We start from the raw sequence: 17,593 nt of genomic DNA, 5'->3' as shown, positions 1-17,593 counted from the left end.
ATATCTTTATGACAACGTTTATTCAGCTCCATTTACTGACCGCTTACCCCGCCGCTAACCTGAACCGTGATGATACCGGTGCGCCAAAAACCGCGGTGCTTGGCGGAGCAACACGTCTGCGTATCTCCTCTCAGAGCCTGAAACGCGCCTGGCGTACATCTGAGTTATTTGAACAGGCATTAGCTGGCCATATTGGTATTCGTACTGGTCGCATTGCTCGTGAGGCGGCGCAAATCCTCGTTGATAGCGGCATTGACGCCAAAAAAGCGGTTGAGTACGTCAAGAACATCGCCAACTGCTTTGGCAAGGTAAAAGAGGATAAGAAACCCAAAGATGAGTTGACGAATGCTGAAACCGAGCAACTGGTGCATATCAGCCCTGCTGAGTTTGAGGCCGTGAAAGCGCTGGCGCGCCGTCTGGCAGAAGAAAAACGTCCGGCAACAGAAGAGGAAGCAGAACTGTTACGTCACGATCGCATGGCCGTCGATATTGCCATGTTTGGCCGGATGTTAGCGAAGAAAACTGATTTTAACGTGGAAGCCGCCTGCCAGGTCGCCCACGCCTTCGGCGTCAGCGAAACGATCATCGAAGACGATTTCTTTACCGCTGTGGATGACCTACGCCAGGCATCGGCAGAAGATGCAGGCGCAGGCCATCTCGGCGAAACCGGCTTTGGCTCCGCGCTGTTTTACACCTATATCTGCATCGACAAAGATCTGCTGGTGAAAAACCTGAACGACAATGAAGAACTGGCAAACAAAACGCTGCGCGCCTTTACTGAAGCGGCGCTGAAAGTGTCGCCGACCGGCAAACAGAACAGCTTTGCCAGCCGTGCCTATGCCTCGTGGGCGCTGGCCGAAAAAGGCACCGACCAACCACGTTCACTGGCGGCCGCGTTTTATGAACCGATCAACGGTACAGACCAATTGAACGTTGCGGTTAAGCGTATTACATCGCTGCATAAGAATATGAATAAGGTTTATGGCCAGCGGACTGATACCGCCAGTTTCGACGTGATGAATCAGCAGGGAAGCATGAAAGACGTGCTTGATTTCATCTGCGCGTAAGGGGCGGCTTATGAGCCAATATCTGGTTTTTCAGCTTCACGGGCCGATGGCGTCCTGGGGCGTGGATGCGCCAGGCGAAGTGCGCCACAGCCATGATCTGCCTTCGCGCTCGGCGCTGCTGGGGCTGCTGGCGGCGGCGCTGGGTATTCGCCGCGATGAAGAGGAACGGCTAAACGCCTTCAACCGTCATTACCAATTTTTGCTGTGCGCCAGCGGCAACCCGCGCTGGGCGCGGGATTATCACACGGTGCAGATGCCGAAAGAGGTACGTAAGGCACGTTATTTCAGCCGCCGTGAAGAGTTGCAGGATCCTGAGTTACTGAGCGCGCTGATTTCCCGACGCGACTACTACACCGACGCCTGGTGGATGATCGCTGTCAGCGCGACGCCGGACGCGCCTTACTCGTTGGCGCAGCTTCAGGCGTCGTTACAACATCCTGTATTCCCGCTGTATCTGGGGCGCAAAAGTCACCCTCTGGCGTTGCCGCTTGCGCCGCAACTGCTGGACGGGCGTGCGCCGGATGTCCTGCGTGAAGCATATCGTTGGTATCAGGATCAATTCAATACGCTGAAACTGACTCTCCCCGGATTACAGAATGAATGCTGGTGGGAAGGTGAACACGATGGCTTAACGGCGAACAAAATTTTACGTCGTCGCGACATGCCGTTGAGCCGCCAGCAATGGTTGTTCGGTGAACGTAGCGTGAATCAGGGGCCGTGGCTCCGCAAGGAGGACGCGTGTATCTCTCAAGAATAACGCTGCACACCAGCGAGCTTTCGCCGGCACAGCTCTTGCATCTGGTGGAGCGCGGCGAGTACGTGATGCACCAGTGGTTATGGGATCTCTTTCCCGGCAGCAAGGAACGGCAGTTTCTTTATCGCCGCGAAGAGTTACAGGGCGCGTTTCGCTTTTTTGTTCTCTCACAGGAACAGCCTGCCGCCAGCGCGATTTTTGACGTGCAGACTCGCCCATTTGCGCCAACGCTGAGCGCGGGGCAGACGCTGCGGTTTAACCTGCGCGCCAATCCGACGGTTTGCAAAAACGGCAAGCGTCACGATTTGCTGATGGAGGCGAAACGCCAGCGTAAAACGCAGGGTGATAGCCAGGATATTTGGTCTTATCAGCAGCAGGCGGCGCTGACGTGGTTGGCGCGCCAGGGGGAGCAAAATGGCTTTACTCTGCGCGAGGCGAGCGTTGATGCTTATCGGCAGCAGCAGATACGTCGCGGGAAAGATCGGCAGATGATTCAGTTTAGCAGCGTGGACTATACCGGCGTGCTGGTGATTAACGAACCCGCGCTTTTCCTGCAACGTCTGGCGCAGGGGTTCGGTAAAAGCCGGGCGTTTGGCTGCGGAATGATGATGATCAAACCCGGAGACGACGCGTGACGTTCGTGCCGCTCAACCCGATCCCGTTAAAAGATCGAACCTCAATGATCTTCCTCCAGTACGGTCAAATTGACGTGCTGGATGGGGCATTTGTATTAATCAATAAAACCGGGGTTCGTACGCATATTCCGGTGGGATCGGTCGCCTGCATCATGCTGGAACCGGGAACGCGGGTTTCCCATGCGGCAGTGCATTTAGCATCAACGGTCGGCACCCTGTTGGTATGGGTGGGCGAGGCGGGAGTGCGGGTCTATTCCTCCGGACAACCCGGAGGCGCACGAGCCGATAAGTTGCTTTATCAGGCAAAGCTGGCGTTAGATGATGACCTGCGGCTTAAAGTAGTCCGCAAAATGTATGAACTGCGTTTTCGTGAGCCGCCTCCCGCCCGTCGTTCCGTTGAGCAACTGCGCGGTATTGAAGGATCCCGTGTGCGGGCGACCTATGCATTACTGGCGAAGCAGTATGGCGTGAAATGGCATGGTCGTAACTATGATCCGAAAGACTGGGAGATGGGGGATGTCGTCAACCGATGTATTAGCGCGGCGACATCGTGCCTGTACGGGATTTCAGAAGCGGCTATCCTGGCGGCGGGATATGCGCCAGCTATCGGTTTTATCCATAGTGGTAAGCCGCTTTCTTTTGTTTATGACATTGCCGATATCATCAAATTTGAATCGGTGGTGCCCAAAGCATTTGAGATCGCTGCTCGTCACCCGGCGGAACCTGATAAAGAAGTGCGCCTGGCCTGCCGGGATATTTTTCGCAGTTCGAAGCTGACCGGAAAATTGATCCCGCTGATCGAAGAGGTGCTCGCTGCCGGTGAAATTGAACCACCTCAGCCTGCGCCGGATATGCTGCCGCCAGCAATACCGGAACCTGAATCACTGGGTGATAGCGGCCATCGGGGGCATGGTTGATGAGTATGGTGGTTGTGGTCACGGAAAACGTACCGCCGCGCCTGCGGGGACGTCTTGCCGTCTGGTTACTCGAGGTTCGTGCAGGTGTTTATGTTGGCGATACCTCGAAGCGTATTCGGGAAATGATTTGGCAACAGATCACACAGCTTGGCGGTTGCGGAAATGCCGTCATGGCTTGGGCGACCAACACGGAGTCGGGATTTGAGTTTCAGACATGGGGTGAAAACAGACGTATTCCGGTAGATTTGGATGGACTGCGTTTGGTTTCTTTTCTTCCTGTTGAAAATCAATAAGTTGAATGTTCTTTAATAATAAGGAATTGTTATCTTACCGTTGGTAGTTTGTTATGTAGTAAAAAAGGGCTTTTAGAAAAAATATATAGTTTTAGTGTGTTCCCCGCGCCAGCGGGGATAAACCGCAGCGCACTACCCGGCAATAAATCTCCGAATAGTGTTCCCCGCGCCAGCGGGGATAAACCGGCGGTATTCACGGATGTATCAGCGAGCAGATCGTGTTCCCCGCGCCAGCGGGGATAAACCGGCCCGCCAATTTGGCAGCGCGATGACGCAAATGTGTTCCCCGCGCCAGCGGGGATAAACCGCTGATATCGCCTCGTTAATTTCTTTTACAGCTGTGTTCCCCGCGCCAGCGGGGATAAACCGAATTAAATGAAATACGACAGCGCACGTTAAAAGTGTTCCCCGCGCCAGCGGGGATAAACCATCCAGTCGGCGATGTTAAACAGTGACGCGACCGTGTTCCCCGCGCCAGCGGGGATAAACCGGTTGCCGGGATATGGCGGAGAATTATATATCGGTGTTCCCCGCGCCAGCGGGGATAAACCGCAGAAAGCGGTCATCACCTCCGTAATTGGTGTGTGTTCCCCGCGCCAGCGGGGATAAACCGAAATCGACCGAAAATTCGGACAGTACAACGTCGTGTTCCCCGCGCCAGCGGGGATAAACCGTCCAGTGTTTATTTTAGACTCGCAACAATTAAGTGTTCCCCGCGCCAGCGGGGATAAACCGGCGATTCCGTTGTCGGCCAGCTTCAGGCGGTTGTGTTCCCCGCGCCAGCGGGGATAAACCGCTCCAGGCGGCCCCGACATATAGCGCTCATGCGTGTTCCCCGCGCCAGCGGGGATAAACCGCAGGTCACTAAAATTTGTAGGGTTATCCACAGGTGTTCCCCGCGCCAGCGGGGATAAACCGGCCTTAGAAGATGACGACCTGATTTCAATTGAGTGTTCCCCGCGCCAGCGGGGATAAACCGTAAATTTTCAAAACCAGCTTGTGATGGTTATAGTGTTCCCCGCGCCAGCGGGGATAAACCGGACGCAGGGGTTACTGATGAACTGAAAAAGCAGTGTTCCCCGCGCCAGCGGGGATAAACCGCAGCGGGAGGAAATTAACAGCCTGAAATCAGGGTGTTCCCCGCGCCAGCGGGGATAAACCGGGAAACGCATATGAGCACACAAACAACCGGCAGTGTTCCCCGCGCCAGCGGGGATAAACCGTACCGTTAACCAGCTCAATAAAAACCAGGTGAGTGTTCCCCGCGCCAGCGGGGATAAACCGGTTGCCAGCGCAATTCCGTGAACACCCACAATTGTGTTCCCCGCGCCAGCGGGGATAAACCGAGCAACATCGACAAACAGGCGCTACGTGAAACCTGTTCCCCGCGCCAGCGGGGATAAACCGTTCGCGCCAGATTTTAGCGAGGTGATACAGGTGTGTTCCCCGCGCCAGCGGGGATAAACCGGATCAATATCCGCCACCTCTTTACCATCAACAGTGTTCCCCGCGCCAGCGGGGATAAACCGGACGATGTTACCGGTGCTGATGTGCTGGATACGTGTTCCCCGCGCCAGCGGGGATAAACCGTATCACGGATAGGATATAAACACGGTTAAAACGTGTTCCCCGCGCCAGCGGGGATAAACCCGGATGAAAGAAGGGCAGGAAAAAATCTACTACGTGTTCCCCGCGCCAGCGGGGATAAACCGGACAACATCAACACGCAAATAAACCAGCTGCAGTGTTCCCCGCGCCAGCGGGGATAAACCGCAAACGCCAACGCAACCACAACCCGCCATTACGTGTTCCCCGCGCCAGCGGGGATAAACCGTCGCTGTTAACCGCTCTCGCACTGCGTCAGGCGTGTTCCCCGCGCCAGCGGGGATAAACCGCAATTGACGAGCCTTCCATATAGGACGCCCGCGTGTTCCCCGCGCCAGCGGGGATAAACCGGCATATGGAGAATACATTTACTCAGTGAATATGTGTTCCCCGCGCCAGCGGGGATAAACCGAATATTTCTGGCGCCAGGTGCATTCCGTCGCAGTGTTCCCCGCGCCAGCGGGGATAAACCGTTCTCTGGAATTATATTTTGTTCCGCACGTTCGTGTTCCCCGCGCCAGCTGGGATAAACCGTCATTCAGCGAACGCAGGAGAACCAGCCGCCGGTGTTCCCCGCGCCAGCGGGGATAAACCGTTCGGGAATTTATTCAGCCAGACGACAGCCGAGTGTTCCCCGCGCCAGCGGGGATAAACCGCCGTATCTGCTCTATCAGCTCGGCTCGGCGCGCGTGTTCCCCGCGCCAGCGGGGATAAACCGCGCCAGCGGGGATAAACCGCGTCAGAAAAACGGTTTATGCCGCCAGCCTGAGTGTTCCCCGCGCCAGCGGGGATAAACCGACCGCTTTGTCGAACTCTCCGAACTGCGCCAGCGTGTTCCCCGCGCCAGCGGGGATAAACCGCAAACTGTGATTATGTGCTGACTCAATCTTTTGTGTTCCCCGCGCCAGCGGGGATAAACCGCTGACGGTAAAACTACGGTACCGCCGTAGTAAGTGTTCCCCGCGCCAGCGGGGATAAACCGGGGCGGCTGTCGTGGGTATTGAGAACACCGCTGTGTTCCCCGCGCCAGCGGGGATAAACACGTTTCACCAGCATATCAGAACGTTTTTTCCGCCTTCGCCAGCTCTTTTACCAACGGCAGCATTATCCGCACTACATCGCGGCTACGGCGCTCAATCCGCCCTGGCAGCGCCTTGTCAATATGCTGTTGATTATCAAGCCGTACGTCGTGCCAGCTATTGCCGTTCGGGAAGGATGCATTTTTCACGCGTTGCTGGTATCCGTCTTTTTTACCCAGATTCCAGTTCGTCGCCTCAACAGAAAGCACCGATATTCCCGCTTTATCGAAAACCTCCGCATCATTACAGCAACCCGTTCCTTTGGGGTAGGATGGATTGCGTCCCGGATTGGTGTTGGCGGCGATACCATAACGGCGCGCGATCGCTAATGCCCGATCGCGGGTCAGTGTACGCACCGCTTCAGGCGTATTTTTCCCGCTATTAAAATAGAGCTTGTCGCCAACAATCAGGTTATCGAGATTAATCACCAGCAGCGTATTTTTCTTCTCAGCGTCACTCATTCGTTTGAGTAAATTTTCCGCGCCTAGCTTTCCCTCTTCTTCCCCGCTGGTGGCGATAAAACGAATCCCGTAATGGGTCGGTATATCTTTCAGACGCGCCGCCAGTTCCAGCATAACGCCTAATCCCGCGGCATTATCATCCATTCCCTGTAACGTTAAACCGCCCAGATTGGCATCGACATCAGCGTCGCTCTGCGGAGCGTACGTATCCAGATGCGCCATAATGATGATCTGTTGCGGCACGCGCCCTTCATGGGCGGCGATGACCGTACTGCCCGTCACGTTATGCCAGTTTTTGCGATTATCCTTCGTGGTATAAATAAATCGGCTATTAAACGTTCGAATATCGCTTTGGTATCCCATCTGGGTAAATTGTTGGCGTAAATAATCGGCAGACAACATCTCGGCGGGGGAGCCCGTCATTCTCCCGGGAAAAAAGGTGGCGATATGTCGTGCCTGAGTATTCGCTATTTCACCAGGCCCTGGTGATGCTGCTTGTGCAGGAAGGATAAAGCCTACGCCGAGCGCCAGAATGACGGCAAAGCGGCGCGTTGCGGAAAACATAATGAGTCCTTAAATACAGAACAAAATTTTACGTGGCTAGTATGAAACCGCGATCGTGTTAATACAATTTCATTTGCTCCTAAATGCTGGCAATCCGGTACGTTAAGCATTTTTTGATATTGGTTTTTGGGCCGCGTTATTCCTTTGAGGAACTACTCATTCCAATTCGTCATTTCATTCACTCTCCTGCGCTCCCTATAGTCGTGTAATCGAAATGTTTAGCAAAAAACGGTATTGCAAAGGAACGGTTATGGATCAAAAACGACTCACCCACCTGCGGCAACTGGAGGCGGAAAGTATCCACATTATCCGTGAAGTGGCAGCGGAATTCGCTAATCCGGTCATGCTGTACTCCATTGGTAAAGACTCCAGCGTCATGCTGCATCTGGCGCGTAAGGCGTTTTATCCGGGTACGTTGCCGTTCCCGCTATTGCACGTTGATACCGGTTGGAAATTCCGTGAGATGTACGCCTTTCGCGATCGTACCGCCAACGCATATGGCTGCGAGTTGCTGGTACATAAAAATCCGGAAGGCGTGGCGATGGGCATCAATCCGTTCGTTCACGGTAGCGCTAAACACACCGACATTATGAAAACCGAAGGGTTAAAGCAGGCGCTGAATAAGTACGGTTTTGATGCCGCGTTCGGCGGCGCACGGCGCGATGAGGAAAAATCCCGTGCGAAAGAACGTATTTACTCCTTTCGTGACCGTTTCCATCGCTGGGACCCGAAAAATCAGCGTCCAGAGTTGTGGCGTAACTATAACGGTCAGATTAATAAAGGCGAAAGTATACGCGTCTTCCCGCTCTCCAACTGGACAGAGCAGGATATCTGGCAATACATCTGGCTGGAAAACATCGACATCGTGCCGCTGTATTTGGCTGCTGAACGCCCGGTTCTGGAACGTGACGGCATGTTGATGATGGTGGATGACGATCGTATCGATCTCCAGCCTGGCGAAGTCATCAAAAAAAGGATGGTGCGCTTCCGTACACTTGGCTGTTGGCCGCTCACCGGGGCGGTGGAATCCCACGCGCAAACGCTGCCGGAAATTATCGAAGAGATGCTGGTTTCTACCACCAGCGAGCGCCAGGGGAGGATGATTGACCGCGATCAGGCGGGGTCGATGGAGCTTAAAAAACGTCAGGGGTATTTCTAAGGAGTCGCCATGAACACCATACTTGCACAACAAATCGCCAATGAAGGCGGCGTCGAAGCCTGGATGATGGCCCAACAACACAAAAGCCTGCTGCGTTTTTTAACCTGTGGCAGCGTTGATGACGGTAAAAGTACTCTGATAGGTCGTTTGCTGCACGATACCCTGCAAATTTATGAAGATCAGCTCTCTTCTCTGCATAATGACAGTAAACGTCATGGCACGCAGGGAGAAAAACTCGATCTGGCGCTGCTGGTAGATGGGCTACAGGCCGAGCGTGAGCAGGGCATTACTATTGACGTCGCGTACCGCTATTTCTCCACGGAAAAACGAAAATTTATTATCGCCGACACGCCGGGCCATGAACAATATACCCGGAATATGGCTACCGGGGCGTCCACCTGCGATCTGGCGATCCTACTGATCGACGCGCGTAAAGGCGTGCTGGATCAGACGCGTCGCCATAGCTTTATCTCCACTCTGTTGGGGATCAAACACCTGGTGGTGGCAATCAACAAAATGGATCTCGTTGACTACCGCGAAGAGACCTTCGCCCGTATTCGTGAAGATTATCTGACCTTTGCTGAACAGTTGCCGGGCGATCTGGATATTCGCTTTGTCCCGCTTTCGGCGCTGGAAGGGGATAATGTCGCCGCGCAGAGCGCGAATATGCGCTGGTACAGCGGTCCGACGCTGCTGGAAGTCCTGGAAACGGTAGACATACAGCGTGCGGTAGACCGTCAGCCGATGCGATTTCCGGTACAATACGTCAATCGCCCGAACCTTGATTTTCGGGGGTATGCCGGCACTCTGGCGTCTGGTAGCGTCAAAGTCGGAGAGCGCATTAAAGTGCTGCCGTCTGGCGTGGAATCCAGCGTGGCGCGTATCGTCACTTTTGATGGCGACAAAGAAGAAGCCTGTGCGGGCGAAGCCATTACCCTGGTACTCAACGACGACATTGATATTAGTCGCGGCGATCTGCTGCTGGCGGCAAACGAGACGCTGGCACCTGCGCGGCACGCTGCGATCGACGTGGTATGGATGGCGGAACAGCCGCTGGCGCCGGGCCAAAGCTACGATGTTAAACTTGCGGGTAAGAAAACCCGCGCGCGTATCGAGGCTATTCGCTATCAGATTGATATCAACAATCTGACCAAACGAGACGTCGAAAGTCTGCCGTTAAACGGTATTGGTCTGGTGGAGGTGACATTCGATGAGCCGCTCGCGCTGGATATTTATCAGCAAAATCCGGTGACGGGCGGGCTGATTTTTATCGACCGACTTTCTAACGTTACCGTGGGCGCTGGCATGGTGCGGGAACTGGATGAACGCGGAGCGACGCCGCCCGTGGAATACAGTGCGTTTGAGCTGGAGCTGAATGCGCTGGTACGCCGTCATTTTCCGCACTGGGACGCCCGAGATTTGCTGGGAGATAAACATGGCGCTGCATGATGAGAACGTGGTCTGGCACTCTCATCCCGTTACTGTCGCCGCCCGTGAACAGCTCCACGGCCACCGTGGCGTGGTGCTGTGGTTTACCGGACTCTCCGGTTCGGGAAAATCAACGGTGGCCGGCGCGCTGGAAGAGGCGTTACATCAGCGTGGCGTCAGTACCTACCTGTTGGATGGCGATAATGTGCGCCACGGTTTGTGCCGTGATTTAGGCTTTAGCGATGCCGATCGCCAGGAAAATATTCGGCGGGTAGGCGAAGTGGCCAGTCTGATGGCGGACGCTGGCCTGATTGTTTTGACGGCATTTATTTCTCCGCACCGCGCCGAGCGGCAACTGGTAAAAGAGCGCGTCGGCCACGATCGTTTTATCGAGATTTATGTCAATACGCCGCTGGCTGTCTGTGAACAGCGCGATCCTAAAGGATTGTATAAAAAAGCGCGCGCGGGCGAGTTGCGTAACTTTACCGGTATCGACGCCATTTACGAAGCGCCTGACTCGCCCCAGGTTCATCTTAATGGTGAACAATTAGTAACAAATTTGGTTTCCCAATTATTAGACCTGCTGAGACGGCGCGATATTATCAGATCCTGAGACACCACCGGGCTTGTATGCCCGGTATGGTCAAGGTTACAGGATTTAATATGCGTAATAGCCATAACATTACTTTCACAAGGTCAGACGCCTTCATGGTCGACGATGACGCCACCAGTGCATTTCCGGGGGCGGTGGTCGGCTTTGTGTCATGGCTGCTGGCGTTGGGGATCCCTTTTCTGCTTTATGGTCCTAACACGCTGTTTTTTTTCCTCTATACTTGGCCCTTTTTCCTCGCGTTAATGCCGGTATCGGTGATTATCGGCATTGCGTTGCATCTGCTGGTAAAGGGCAAAATACTTTTTAGCATTATGTTTACTCTACTGGCCGTAGGCGCGCTGTTCGGCGCGTTATTTATATGGCTATTAGGGTAGACGGGTTATCAGTGCGCCTCCGGTCATAATTCAAACCGTAACCAACAATGAGATTATGTTCTCCTTACTCGGGTATACGTAACATCCGGCAAATGTGGTACATTTGCCGGCGTTGTCGCGGCAATCCCGTCCTGAATGTGGAGTCACAGAGGACGTTATGGGATGATGATGCCGTTTTTCAGGGGGCAGGATGGGTAAACTAACGCTGCTGTTGCTGGCTTTACTGGTCTGGCTACAGTACTCGCTGTGGTTCGGTAAGAACGGCATACATGACTATAGCCGCGTCAACGATGATGTGGTCGCGCAGCAGGCGACAAACGCCAAACTTAAAGCGCGTAACGATCAGCTTTTTGCCGAAATTGACGATCTCAATGGCGGCCAGGAAGCGATTGAGGAGCGCGCGCGCAACGAACTTAGCATGACCAAACCGGGCGAAACCTTCTATCGTCTGGTGCCTGACGCCTCAAAACGCGCGGCAACGGCGGGGCAAACTCATCGATAAACCATCCAGGGATTTAACATGGCAGCCACTTTATTGGACGTTTGCGCCGTGGTGCCGGCGGCCGGATTTGGCCGCCGAATGCAAACAGAATGTCCTAAGCAGTATCTCTCAATCGGTAATAAAACCATTCTGGAGCACTCAGTTCATGCGCTGCTGGCGCATCCTCGGGTGACACGCGTTGTTATTGCTATCAGCCCTGGCGATCATCGCTTTGCCCAACTTCCGCTGGCGAATCATCCGCAAATCACCGTTGTGGATGGCGGCAACGAACGCGCTGATTCCGTTTTGGCCGGGTTACAGGCCGTTGCAGAGGCGCAGTGGGTGCTGGTGCACGACGCGGCAAGACCCTGTTTGCATCAGGATGACCTTGCGCGGTTGCTGGCTATCAGCGAAAACAGCCGGGTCGGCGGTATCCTCGCCAGTCCGGTGCGCGACACCATGAAACGCGGCGAACCGGGGAAAAACGCGATTGCCCATACCGTAGAGCGCGCCGATTTATGGCACGCGCTCACCCCGCAGTTTTTCCCCCGCGAACTCTTGCACGATTGTCTGACGCGTGCGCTGAATGAAGGCGCGACCATCACCGACGAGGCGTCAGCGCTGGAGTATTGTGGTTTTCATCCGGCGCTGGTAGAAGGTCGCGCGGATAACATCAAGGTCACCCGTCCGGAAGATCTGGCGCTGGCGGAATTTTATCTGACCCGAACCATCCACCAGGAGAAAGCATAATGCGAATTGGACACGGTTTTGACGTACACGCGTTTGGCGGAGAAGGGCCGATTATTATTGGCGGCGTGCGTATCCCTTATGAAAAAGGGCTATTGGCGCATTCCGATGGCGATGTGGCGTTACATGCGCTGACCGATGCGCTGCTGGGCGCGGCGGCGCTTGGCGATATCGGCAAGCTCTTCCCGGATACCGATCCGGCATTTAAGGGAGCGGATAGCCGCGAACTACTGCGTGAAGCCTGGCGTCGTATTCAGGCCAAGGGGTACACCCTCGGCAACGTAGATGTCACCATTATTGCGCAGGCGCCGAAAATGCTGCCGCATATTCCGCAAATGCGTGTCTTTATCGCCGAAGATCTCGGCTGCCATATGGATGAGGTTAACGTGAAGGCGACGACGACGGAAAAGCTCGGATTTACCGGACGCGGAGAAGGCATTGCCTGCGAAGCGGTCGCGTTGCTGATGAAGGCGGCGAAATGACAGAGTTTGACAATCTCACCTGGCTGCACGGAAAACCACAAGGTAGCGGATTGCTGAAAGCGAATCCGGAAGATTTTGTGGTGGTTGAAGATTTAGGCTTTACGCCGGATGGTGAAGGCGAGCACATTTTGCTGCGTATTTTGAAAAACGGTTGCAATACCCGTTTTGTCGCTGACGCGCTGGCGAAATTCCTGAAAATTCACGCTCGCGAAGTGAGCTTTGCCGGGCAAAAAGATAAACACGCCGTTACCGAGCAGTGGCTGTGCGCGCGCGTGCCGGGGAAAGAGATGCCCGATTTCAGCGCCTTTCAGCTGGAAGGTTGTAAAGTACTGGAATACGCGCGTCACAAGCGTAAGCTGCGTTTAGGCGCGCTGAAAGGCAATGCCTTTACGCTGGTATTGCGTGAAATAAGCGATCGCCGCGATGTCGAAACACGATTGCAGGCGATTCGCGATGGCGGCGTGCCGAACTATTTCGGCGCACAGCGATTCGGCATTGGCGGCAGCAACTTGCAGGGCGCGCTGCGCTGGGCGCAAAGTAACGCGCCGGTGCGCGATCGCAATAAACGCAGTTTTTGGTTGTCGGCGGCACGTAGCGCGTTGTTTAATCAAATTGTTCACCAGCGGCTGAAGAAACCAGACTTTAATCAAGTTGTTGACGGCGATGCGCTACAATTAGCGGGGCGTGGAAGCTGGTTCGTCGCGACATCTGAAGAACTGCCTGAATTGCAGCGCCGGGTAGACGAAAAAGAGCTGATGATTACAGCGTCGTTGCCGGGCAGCGGAGAGTGGGGAACACAGCGTGCGGCGCTGGCGTTTGAGCAAGATGCCATTGCCCAGGAAACGGTGTTGCAATCGCTGTTGCTGCGCGAAAAAGTAGAGGCGTCGCGCAGAGCGATGCTGCTTTATCCGCAACAATTAAGCTGGAACTGGTGGGATGACGTTACCGTCGAGTTACGTTTCTGGCTGCCCGCAGGCAGTTTTGCCACCAGCGTAGTAAGGGAACTGATCAACACAATGGGTGATTATGCGCATATTGCTGAGTAACGATGACGGGGTTCACGCGCCCGGTATACAAACGCTGGCGAAAGCGCTGCGTGAGTTTGCTGATGTACAGGTCGTAGCCCCAGATCGTAACCGCAGCGGCGCGTCTAATTCCCTCACGCTGGAATCTTCGCTTCGTACTTTTACCTTTGATAATGGCGATATCGCTGTACAGATGGGGACGCCGACCGATTGCGTCTATCTGGGCGTTAATGCCTTAATGCGTCCGCGTCCGGATATTGTCGTTTCCGGTATTAACGCGGGTCCGAATCTGGGCGATGATGTGATCTATTCCGGTACTGTCGCCGCGGCGATGGAAGGTCGTCATCTCGGCTTTCCGGCATTAGCGGTCTCCCTTAACGGCTATCAGCATTATGATACGGCTGCGGCCGTGACTTGCGCGCTTTTGCGAGGGTTAAGCCGGGAGCCGTTGCGTACCGGGCGTATTCTCAACGTGAATGTCCCGGATCTACCGTTAGCGCAGGTTAAAGGCATCCGCGTGACTCGCTGTGGTAGCCGCCATCCAGCGGATAAAGTGATCCCGCAGGAAGATCCGCGCGGTAATACATTGTACTGGATTGGCCCGCCGGGCGATAAATACGATGCCGGGCCGGATACCGATTTCGCGGCGGTGGATGAAGGCTACGTCTCCGTCACGCCGTTGCATGTGGATTTAACCGCGCACAGCGCGCATGATGTGGTTTCAGACTGGTTAGACAGCGTGGGAGTTGGCACGCAATGGTAAGTGGACGTGTACAGGCTCTTCTTGAACAATTGCGCGCGCAGGGCATCAGAGATGAGCTGGTGCTTAATGCGCTTGCCGCAGTGCCGCGCGAGAAATTTATTGATGAAGCGTTTGAACATAAGGCCTGGGAAAATATCGCTTTGCCGATAGGCCAGGGTCAGACGATTTCGCAGCCCTATATGGTGGCGCGAATGACGGGGCTGCTCGAACTGACGCCGCAATCCAGGGTGCTGGAAATTGGCACCGGTTCCGGCTATCAGACGGCGATTCTGGCGCATCTGGTGCATCACGTTTGCTCCGTTGAGCGGATTAAGGGGCTGCAATGGCAGGCGCGCCGCCGCCTGAAGCAGCTCGATTTACATAATGTTTCTACCCGTCATGGCGATGGCTGGCAAGGCTGGCAGGCGCGTGCGCCGTTTGACGCTATCATTGTGACGGCTGCGCCGCCGGAAATTCCTACCGCGCTCATGGCACAGTTGGATGAAGGCGGCATTCTTGTTCTGCCCGTGGGCGATGAGCAGCAGTTTTTGAAACGCGTGCGTCGCCGGGGCGGCGAATTTATTATCGATACCGTGGAGGCCGTTCGCTTCGTCCCGTTAGTCAAGGGAGAGCTGGCCTAGTTTGCCCTGCAAACAGCCACTATTACGCCTGATGAAGCCGAAACGAATACCTGGAGTTTTCCTGGTTATTCCCGGTGGGTTAAGCGTATCGTGAACACATTTTCCCGTGTTCACTTAATGCGTTGCACGGTTCTTACGTCACTGGTTGTTAACCAAATTTTTTCCTGGGGGATAAATGAGCGCGGGAAGCCCAAAATTCACCGTTAGTCGCATTGCGGCACTATCACTGGTTTCACTATGGCTGGCAGGTTGTACCAGTTCGTCAAACCCTCCGGCGCCGGTCACGTCTGTGGACAGTGGTTCGTCATCAAATACCAATTCCGGTATGTTGATCACACCGCCGCCAAAAATGGGCGCGACGACGCAACAAACGCCGCAACAAGCGCCGCAAATTCAACCCGTTCAGCGTCCTGTAACGCAGCCCATGCAAACTCAACCGGTCACGGAACAACCCGTGCAGATGGAAAATGGGCGAATCGTATACAATCGCCAGTATGGGAATATTCCGAAAGGTAGCTATACGGGTGGCAGTACTTACACCGTGAAAAAGGGTGATACGCTTTTTTACATCGCCTGGATTACCGGGAACGATTTCCGCGATCTGGCCCAGAGAAACAGTATTTCTGCCCCGTATAGCCTGAATGTAGGGCAAACTTTGCAAGTTGGTAACGCATCCGGTACGCCAATTACTGGCGGAAATGCGATCACCCAGGCGGATGCAGCACAGCAAGGAGTTGTGACCAGGTCTGCACAAAATTCCACCGTTGCAGTTGCGTCTCAACCAACAATTACGTATTCTGAGGGCTCAGGTGAACAAAGTGCTAACAAAATGTTGCCAAACAACAAGCCTGCTGGGACGGTTGTCACAGCGCCTGTAACGGCACCAACGGTAAGCACGACCGAACCAAATGCAAGCAGTACGTCAACCAGCGCGCCGATTTCCGCATGGCGCTGGCCGACGGATGGCAAAGTGATCGAAAACTTTGGCGCTTCCGAAGGGGGCAATAAAGGGATCGACATTGCAGGCAGTAAGGGACAGGCTATCGTCGCAACCGCTGATGGGCGCGTCGTATATGCCGGTAACGCACTGCGTGGTTACGGTAATCTTATTATCATCAAACATAACGATGATTACCTGAGTGCCTACGCCCATAATGATACGATGCTGGTCCGGGAACAACAGGAAGTTAAGGCGGGGCAAAAAATCGCTACTATGGGTAGCACCGGCACCAGCTCTACACGCTTGCATTTTGAAATTCGTTACAAGGGGAAATCCGTAAACCCGCTGCGTTATTTACCGCAGCGATAAAGCGGCGGAACCAGGCTTTGACTTGCTAGTTCCGTCAAGGGATCACGGGTAGGAGCCACCTTATGAGTCAGAATACGCTGAAAGTTCATGATTTAAATGAAGACGCGGAATTTGATGAGAACGGAGTAGAGGCTTTTGACGAAAAAGCCTTGAGTGAAGAGGAACCCAGTGATAACGACCTGGCTGAAGAAGAGCTGTTATCGCAAGGGGCCACACAGCGTGTGTTGGACGCGACTCAGCTTTACCTTGGTGAGATTGGGTATTCACCACTGTTAACAGCCGAAGAAGAAGTCTATTTTGCGCGTCGCGCACTGCGTGGAGATGTCGCTTCTCGCCGTCGCATGATTGAGAGTAACCTGCGTCTGGTGGTAAAAATTGCCCGCCGTTATGGCAATCGTGGACTGGCGTTGCTGGACCTGATTGAAGAGGGCAACCTGGGGCTTATCCGTGCAGTCGAGAAGTTTGACCCGGAACGCGGGTTCCGCTTCTCAACATACGCAACCTGGTGGATTCGCCAGACAATCGAACGGGCGATTATGAACCAAACCCGTACGATTCGCTTGCCGATTCACATTGTTAAAGAGCTGAACGTATACCTGCGCACCGCACGTGAGTTGTCGCATAAACTGGACCACGAACCGAGTGCGGAAGAAATTGCAGAGCAACTGGATAAACCGGTTGATGACGTCAGCCGTATGCTTCGTCTCAACGAGCGCATTACCTCGGTAGACACCCCGCTGGGCGGTGATTCCGAAAAAGCGTTGCTGGACATCCTGGCCGATGAAAAAGAGAACGGTCCGGAAGACACCACGCAAGATGACGATATGAAACAGAGCATCGTCAAATGGTTGTTCGAACTGAACGCCAAACAGCGTGAAGTGCTGGCGCGCCGTTTCGGTCTGCTGGGATATGAAGCTGCGACACTGGAAGATGTAGGCCGTGAAATCGGTCTTACGCGTGAGCGTGTTCGTCAGATTCAGGTTGAAGGCCTGCGCCGTCTGCGCGAAATTCTGCAGACGCAGGGGCTGAATATCGAAGCGCTGTTCCGCGAGTAAGTACCCTTGTCAAAAAAAGGCCAGTCGACAGACTGGCCTTTTTTTTACCGTTTGACCCGTCCTGAATAGCGTTGACACGTTCCAGACTTAAATCCGGAGAACGTGATGATGACTGAGTTCAAACGCACCCAACGCGATTATCCTCTATCCTTTAAAATAGCC

19 protein-coding genes and 1 CRISPR repeat array are annotated in these 17,593 nt (G+C 54.3%); of the genes, 17 read left to right on the top strand and 2 right to left on the bottom strand.

What is annotated here, in order from left to right:
• Positions 1-8 precede the first annotated feature (8 nt).
• Genes cas7e through cas2e form a run of 5 tightly spaced genes read left to right on the top strand, consistent with a single transcriptional unit; the run spans position 9 to position 3,666 of the window.
• Entirely contained in the window at positions 9-1,067 is a 1,059-nt protein-coding gene (gene cas7e / locus HV477_RS17760; RefSeq protein ID WP_079898934.1) for a type I-E CRISPR-associated protein Cas7/Cse4/CasC, read from the top strand.
• Between the two features lie 10 nt (positions 1,068-1,077).
• Positions 1,078-1,824, top strand: a complete 747-nt coding sequence (gene cas5e / locus HV477_RS17755; RefSeq protein WP_017466176.1) for a type I-E CRISPR-associated protein Cas5/CasD — start codon at positions 1,078-1,080, stop codon at positions 1,822-1,824.
• A complete protein-coding gene (cas6e, locus tag HV477_RS17750; RefSeq protein ID WP_000281486.1) occupies positions 1,806-2,456 on the top strand; it encodes a type I-E CRISPR-associated protein Cas6/Cse3/CasE in 651 nt (216 codons plus the stop codon). Before cas5e ends, cas6e begins: the two co-directional genes overlap by 19 nt.
• The gene (cas1e, locus tag HV477_RS17745) at positions 2,453-3,373 is read left to right on the top strand and encodes a type I-E CRISPR-associated endonuclease Cas1e (protein ID WP_079898935.1); all 921 of its coding nucleotides are present in this window, start codon (positions 2,453-2,455) and stop codon (positions 3,371-3,373) included. Before cas6e ends, cas1e begins: the two co-directional genes overlap by 4 nt.
• Positions 3,373-3,666 carry a type I-E CRISPR-associated endoribonuclease Cas2e gene (gene cas2e / locus HV477_RS17740; RefSeq protein WP_023204590.1) on the top strand — a complete coding sequence of 98 codons (294 nt, stop codon included), beginning with the start codon at positions 3,373-3,375 and terminating at the stop codon, positions 3,664-3,666. The genes cas1e and cas2e overlap by 1 nt, the downstream gene beginning before the upstream one ends.
• Positions 3,667-3,762: 96 nt before the next feature.
• Positions 3,763-6,314: a CRISPR direct-repeat array (repeat unit 29 nt; unit sequence GTGTTCCCCGCGCCAGCGGGGATAAACCG).
• Positions 6,315-6,328: 14 nt separating this feature from the next.
• Here cas2e and HV477_RS17735 read toward each other — a convergent pair.
• Positions 6,329-7,375 (bottom strand): aminopeptidase, encoded by a 1,047-nt coding sequence (locus tag HV477_RS17735; RefSeq protein ID WP_023232709.1) that lies wholly within the window; start codon positions 7,373-7,375, stop codon positions 6,329-6,331.
• Positions 7,376-7,625: 250 nt separating this feature from the next.
• Here HV477_RS17735 and cysD point away from each other — a divergent pair, with 250 nt between their 5' ends.
• From cysD to HV477_RS17685, 10 genes are all read left to right on the top strand, one after another.
• A complete protein-coding gene (gene cysD, locus HV477_RS17730; protein ID WP_000372384.1) occupies positions 7,626-8,534 on the top strand; it encodes a sulfate adenylyltransferase subunit CysD in 909 nt (302 codons plus the stop codon).
• A 9-nt stretch (positions 8,535-8,543) separates the two neighbouring features.
• Positions 8,544-9,983: a sulfate adenylyltransferase subunit CysN gene (gene cysN, locus HV477_RS17725; RefSeq protein WP_079898936.1), complete on the top strand. Its 1,440-nt coding sequence runs from the start codon at positions 8,544-8,546 to the stop codon at positions 9,981-9,983.
• Complete coding sequence (gene cysC, locus HV477_RS17720) at positions 9,970-10,575, top strand: adenylyl-sulfate kinase (protein ID WP_079898937.1); 606 nt, start codon at positions 9,970-9,972, stop codon at positions 10,573-10,575. The genes cysN and cysC overlap by 14 nt, the downstream gene beginning before the upstream one ends.
• A gap of 50 nt (positions 10,576-10,625) precedes the next feature.
• Complete coding sequence (locus tag HV477_RS17715) at positions 10,626-10,949, top strand: DUF3561 family protein (protein WP_001537530.1); 324 nt, start codon at positions 10,626-10,628, stop codon at positions 10,947-10,949.
• Positions 10,950-11,139: 190 nt separating this feature from the next.
• On the top strand, positions 11,140-11,451 hold the full coding sequence (gene ftsB / locus HV477_RS17710; RefSeq protein ID WP_000517480.1) for a cell division protein FtsB: 312 nt from the start codon (positions 11,140-11,142) through the stop codon (positions 11,449-11,451).
• Between the two features lie 18 nt (positions 11,452-11,469).
• Positions 11,470-12,180, top strand: coding sequence for a 2-C-methyl-D-erythritol 4-phosphate cytidylyltransferase (gene ispD, locus HV477_RS17705; protein ID WP_020839118.1), 711 nt, complete (start codon positions 11,470-11,472; stop codon positions 12,178-12,180).
• Entirely contained in the window at positions 12,180-12,659 is a 480-nt protein-coding gene (gene ispF, locus HV477_RS17700; RefSeq protein WP_001219245.1) for a 2-C-methyl-D-erythritol 2,4-cyclodiphosphate synthase, read from the top strand. The genes ispD and ispF overlap by 1 nt, the downstream gene beginning before the upstream one ends.
• A complete protein-coding gene (gene truD, locus HV477_RS17695) occupies positions 12,656-13,705 on the top strand; it encodes a tRNA pseudouridine(13) synthase TruD (protein WP_000134246.1) in 1,050 nt (349 codons plus the stop codon). Before ispF ends, truD begins: the two co-directional genes overlap by 4 nt.
• The gene (surE, locus tag HV477_RS17690; RefSeq protein WP_001221538.1) at positions 13,686-14,447 is read left to right on the top strand and encodes a 5'/3'-nucleotidase SurE; all 762 of its coding nucleotides are present in this window, start codon (positions 13,686-13,688) and stop codon (positions 14,445-14,447) included. The genes truD and surE overlap by 20 nt, the downstream gene beginning before the upstream one ends.
• Positions 14,441-15,067: a protein-L-isoaspartate(D-aspartate) O-methyltransferase gene (locus HV477_RS17685; protein WP_079898938.1), complete on the top strand. Its 627-nt coding sequence runs from the start codon at positions 14,441-14,443 to the stop codon at positions 15,065-15,067. Before surE ends, HV477_RS17685 begins: the two co-directional genes overlap by 7 nt.
• 138 nt (positions 15,068-15,205) lie before the next feature.
• On the opposite strand, the gene HV477_RS28485 is transcribed toward HV477_RS17685, so the two are convergent.
• Positions 15,206-15,364 (bottom strand): peptidase, encoded by a 159-nt coding sequence (locus tag HV477_RS28485; protein ID WP_223148970.1) that lies wholly within the window; start codon positions 15,362-15,364, stop codon positions 15,206-15,208.
• On the opposite strand from HV477_RS28485, the gene nlpD reads away from it, so the two are divergent.
• On the top strand, positions 15,294-16,376 hold the full coding sequence (gene nlpD / locus HV477_RS17680) for a murein hydrolase activator NlpD (RefSeq protein WP_223149274.1): 1,083 nt from the start codon (positions 15,294-15,296) through the stop codon (positions 16,374-16,376). The genes HV477_RS28485 and nlpD overlap by 71 nt on opposite strands.
• A gap of 62 nt (positions 16,377-16,438) precedes the next feature.
• Entirely contained in the window at positions 16,439-17,431 is a 993-nt protein-coding gene (rpoS, locus tag HV477_RS17675; RefSeq protein WP_000081498.1) for an RNA polymerase sigma factor RpoS, read from the top strand.
• Positions 17,432-17,593: the final 162 nt, after the last annotated feature.

It is taken from the genome of Salmonella sp. SG203 (assembly GCF_013350575.1).
GTDB lineage: Bacteria > Pseudomonadota > Gammaproteobacteria > Enterobacterales > Enterobacteriaceae > Salmonella > Salmonella enterica.
Note: the sequence above shows the minus strand (reverse complement) of the source record. Positions and strands in the feature narration are given on the sequence as shown.

Bases quoted from the DNA above. Each gene is read 5' to 3' on its own strand.
- cas7e (WP_079898934.1), top strand. From the start codon at position 9: ATGACAACGTTTATTCAGCTCCATTTACTGACCGCTTACCCCGCCGCT.
- cas5e (WP_017466176.1), top strand. From the start codon at position 1,078: ATGAGCCAATATCTGGTTTTTCAGCTTCACGGGCCGATGGCGTCCTGG.
- cas2e (WP_023204590.1), top strand. From the start codon at position 3,373: ATGAGTATGGTGGTTGTGGTCACGGAAAACGTACCGCCGCGCCTGCGG.
- HV477_RS17735 (WP_023232709.1), bottom strand. From the start codon at position 7,375: ATGTTTTCCGCAACGCGCCGCTTTGCCGTCATTCTGGCGCTCGGCGTA.
- cysD (WP_000372384.1), top strand. From the start codon at position 7,626: ATGGATCAAAAACGACTCACCCACCTGCGGCAACTGGAGGCGGAAAGT.
- cysN (WP_079898936.1), top strand. From the start codon at position 8,544: ATGAACACCATACTTGCACAACAAATCGCCAATGAAGGCGGCGTCGAA.
- cysC (WP_079898937.1), top strand. From the start codon at position 9,970: ATGGCGCTGCATGATGAGAACGTGGTCTGGCACTCTCATCCCGTTACT.
- HV477_RS17715 (WP_001537530.1), top strand. From the start codon at position 10,626: ATGCGTAATAGCCATAACATTACTTTCACAAGGTCAGACGCCTTCATG.
- ftsB (WP_000517480.1), top strand. From the start codon at position 11,140: ATGGGTAAACTAACGCTGCTGTTGCTGGCTTTACTGGTCTGGCTACAG.
- ispD (WP_020839118.1), top strand. From the start codon at position 11,470: ATGGCAGCCACTTTATTGGACGTTTGCGCCGTGGTGCCGGCGGCCGGA.
- ispF (WP_001219245.1), top strand. From the start codon at position 12,180: ATGCGAATTGGACACGGTTTTGACGTACACGCGTTTGGCGGAGAAGGG.
- truD (WP_000134246.1), top strand. From the start codon at position 12,656: ATGACAGAGTTTGACAATCTCACCTGGCTGCACGGAAAACCACAAGGT.
- surE (WP_001221538.1), top strand. From the start codon at position 13,686: ATGCGCATATTGCTGAGTAACGATGACGGGGTTCACGCGCCCGGTATA.
- HV477_RS17685 (WP_079898938.1), top strand. From the start codon at position 14,441: ATGGTAAGTGGACGTGTACAGGCTCTTCTTGAACAATTGCGCGCGCAG.
- rpoS (WP_000081498.1), top strand. From the start codon at position 16,439: ATGAGTCAGAATACGCTGAAAGTTCATGATTTAAATGAAGACGCGGAA.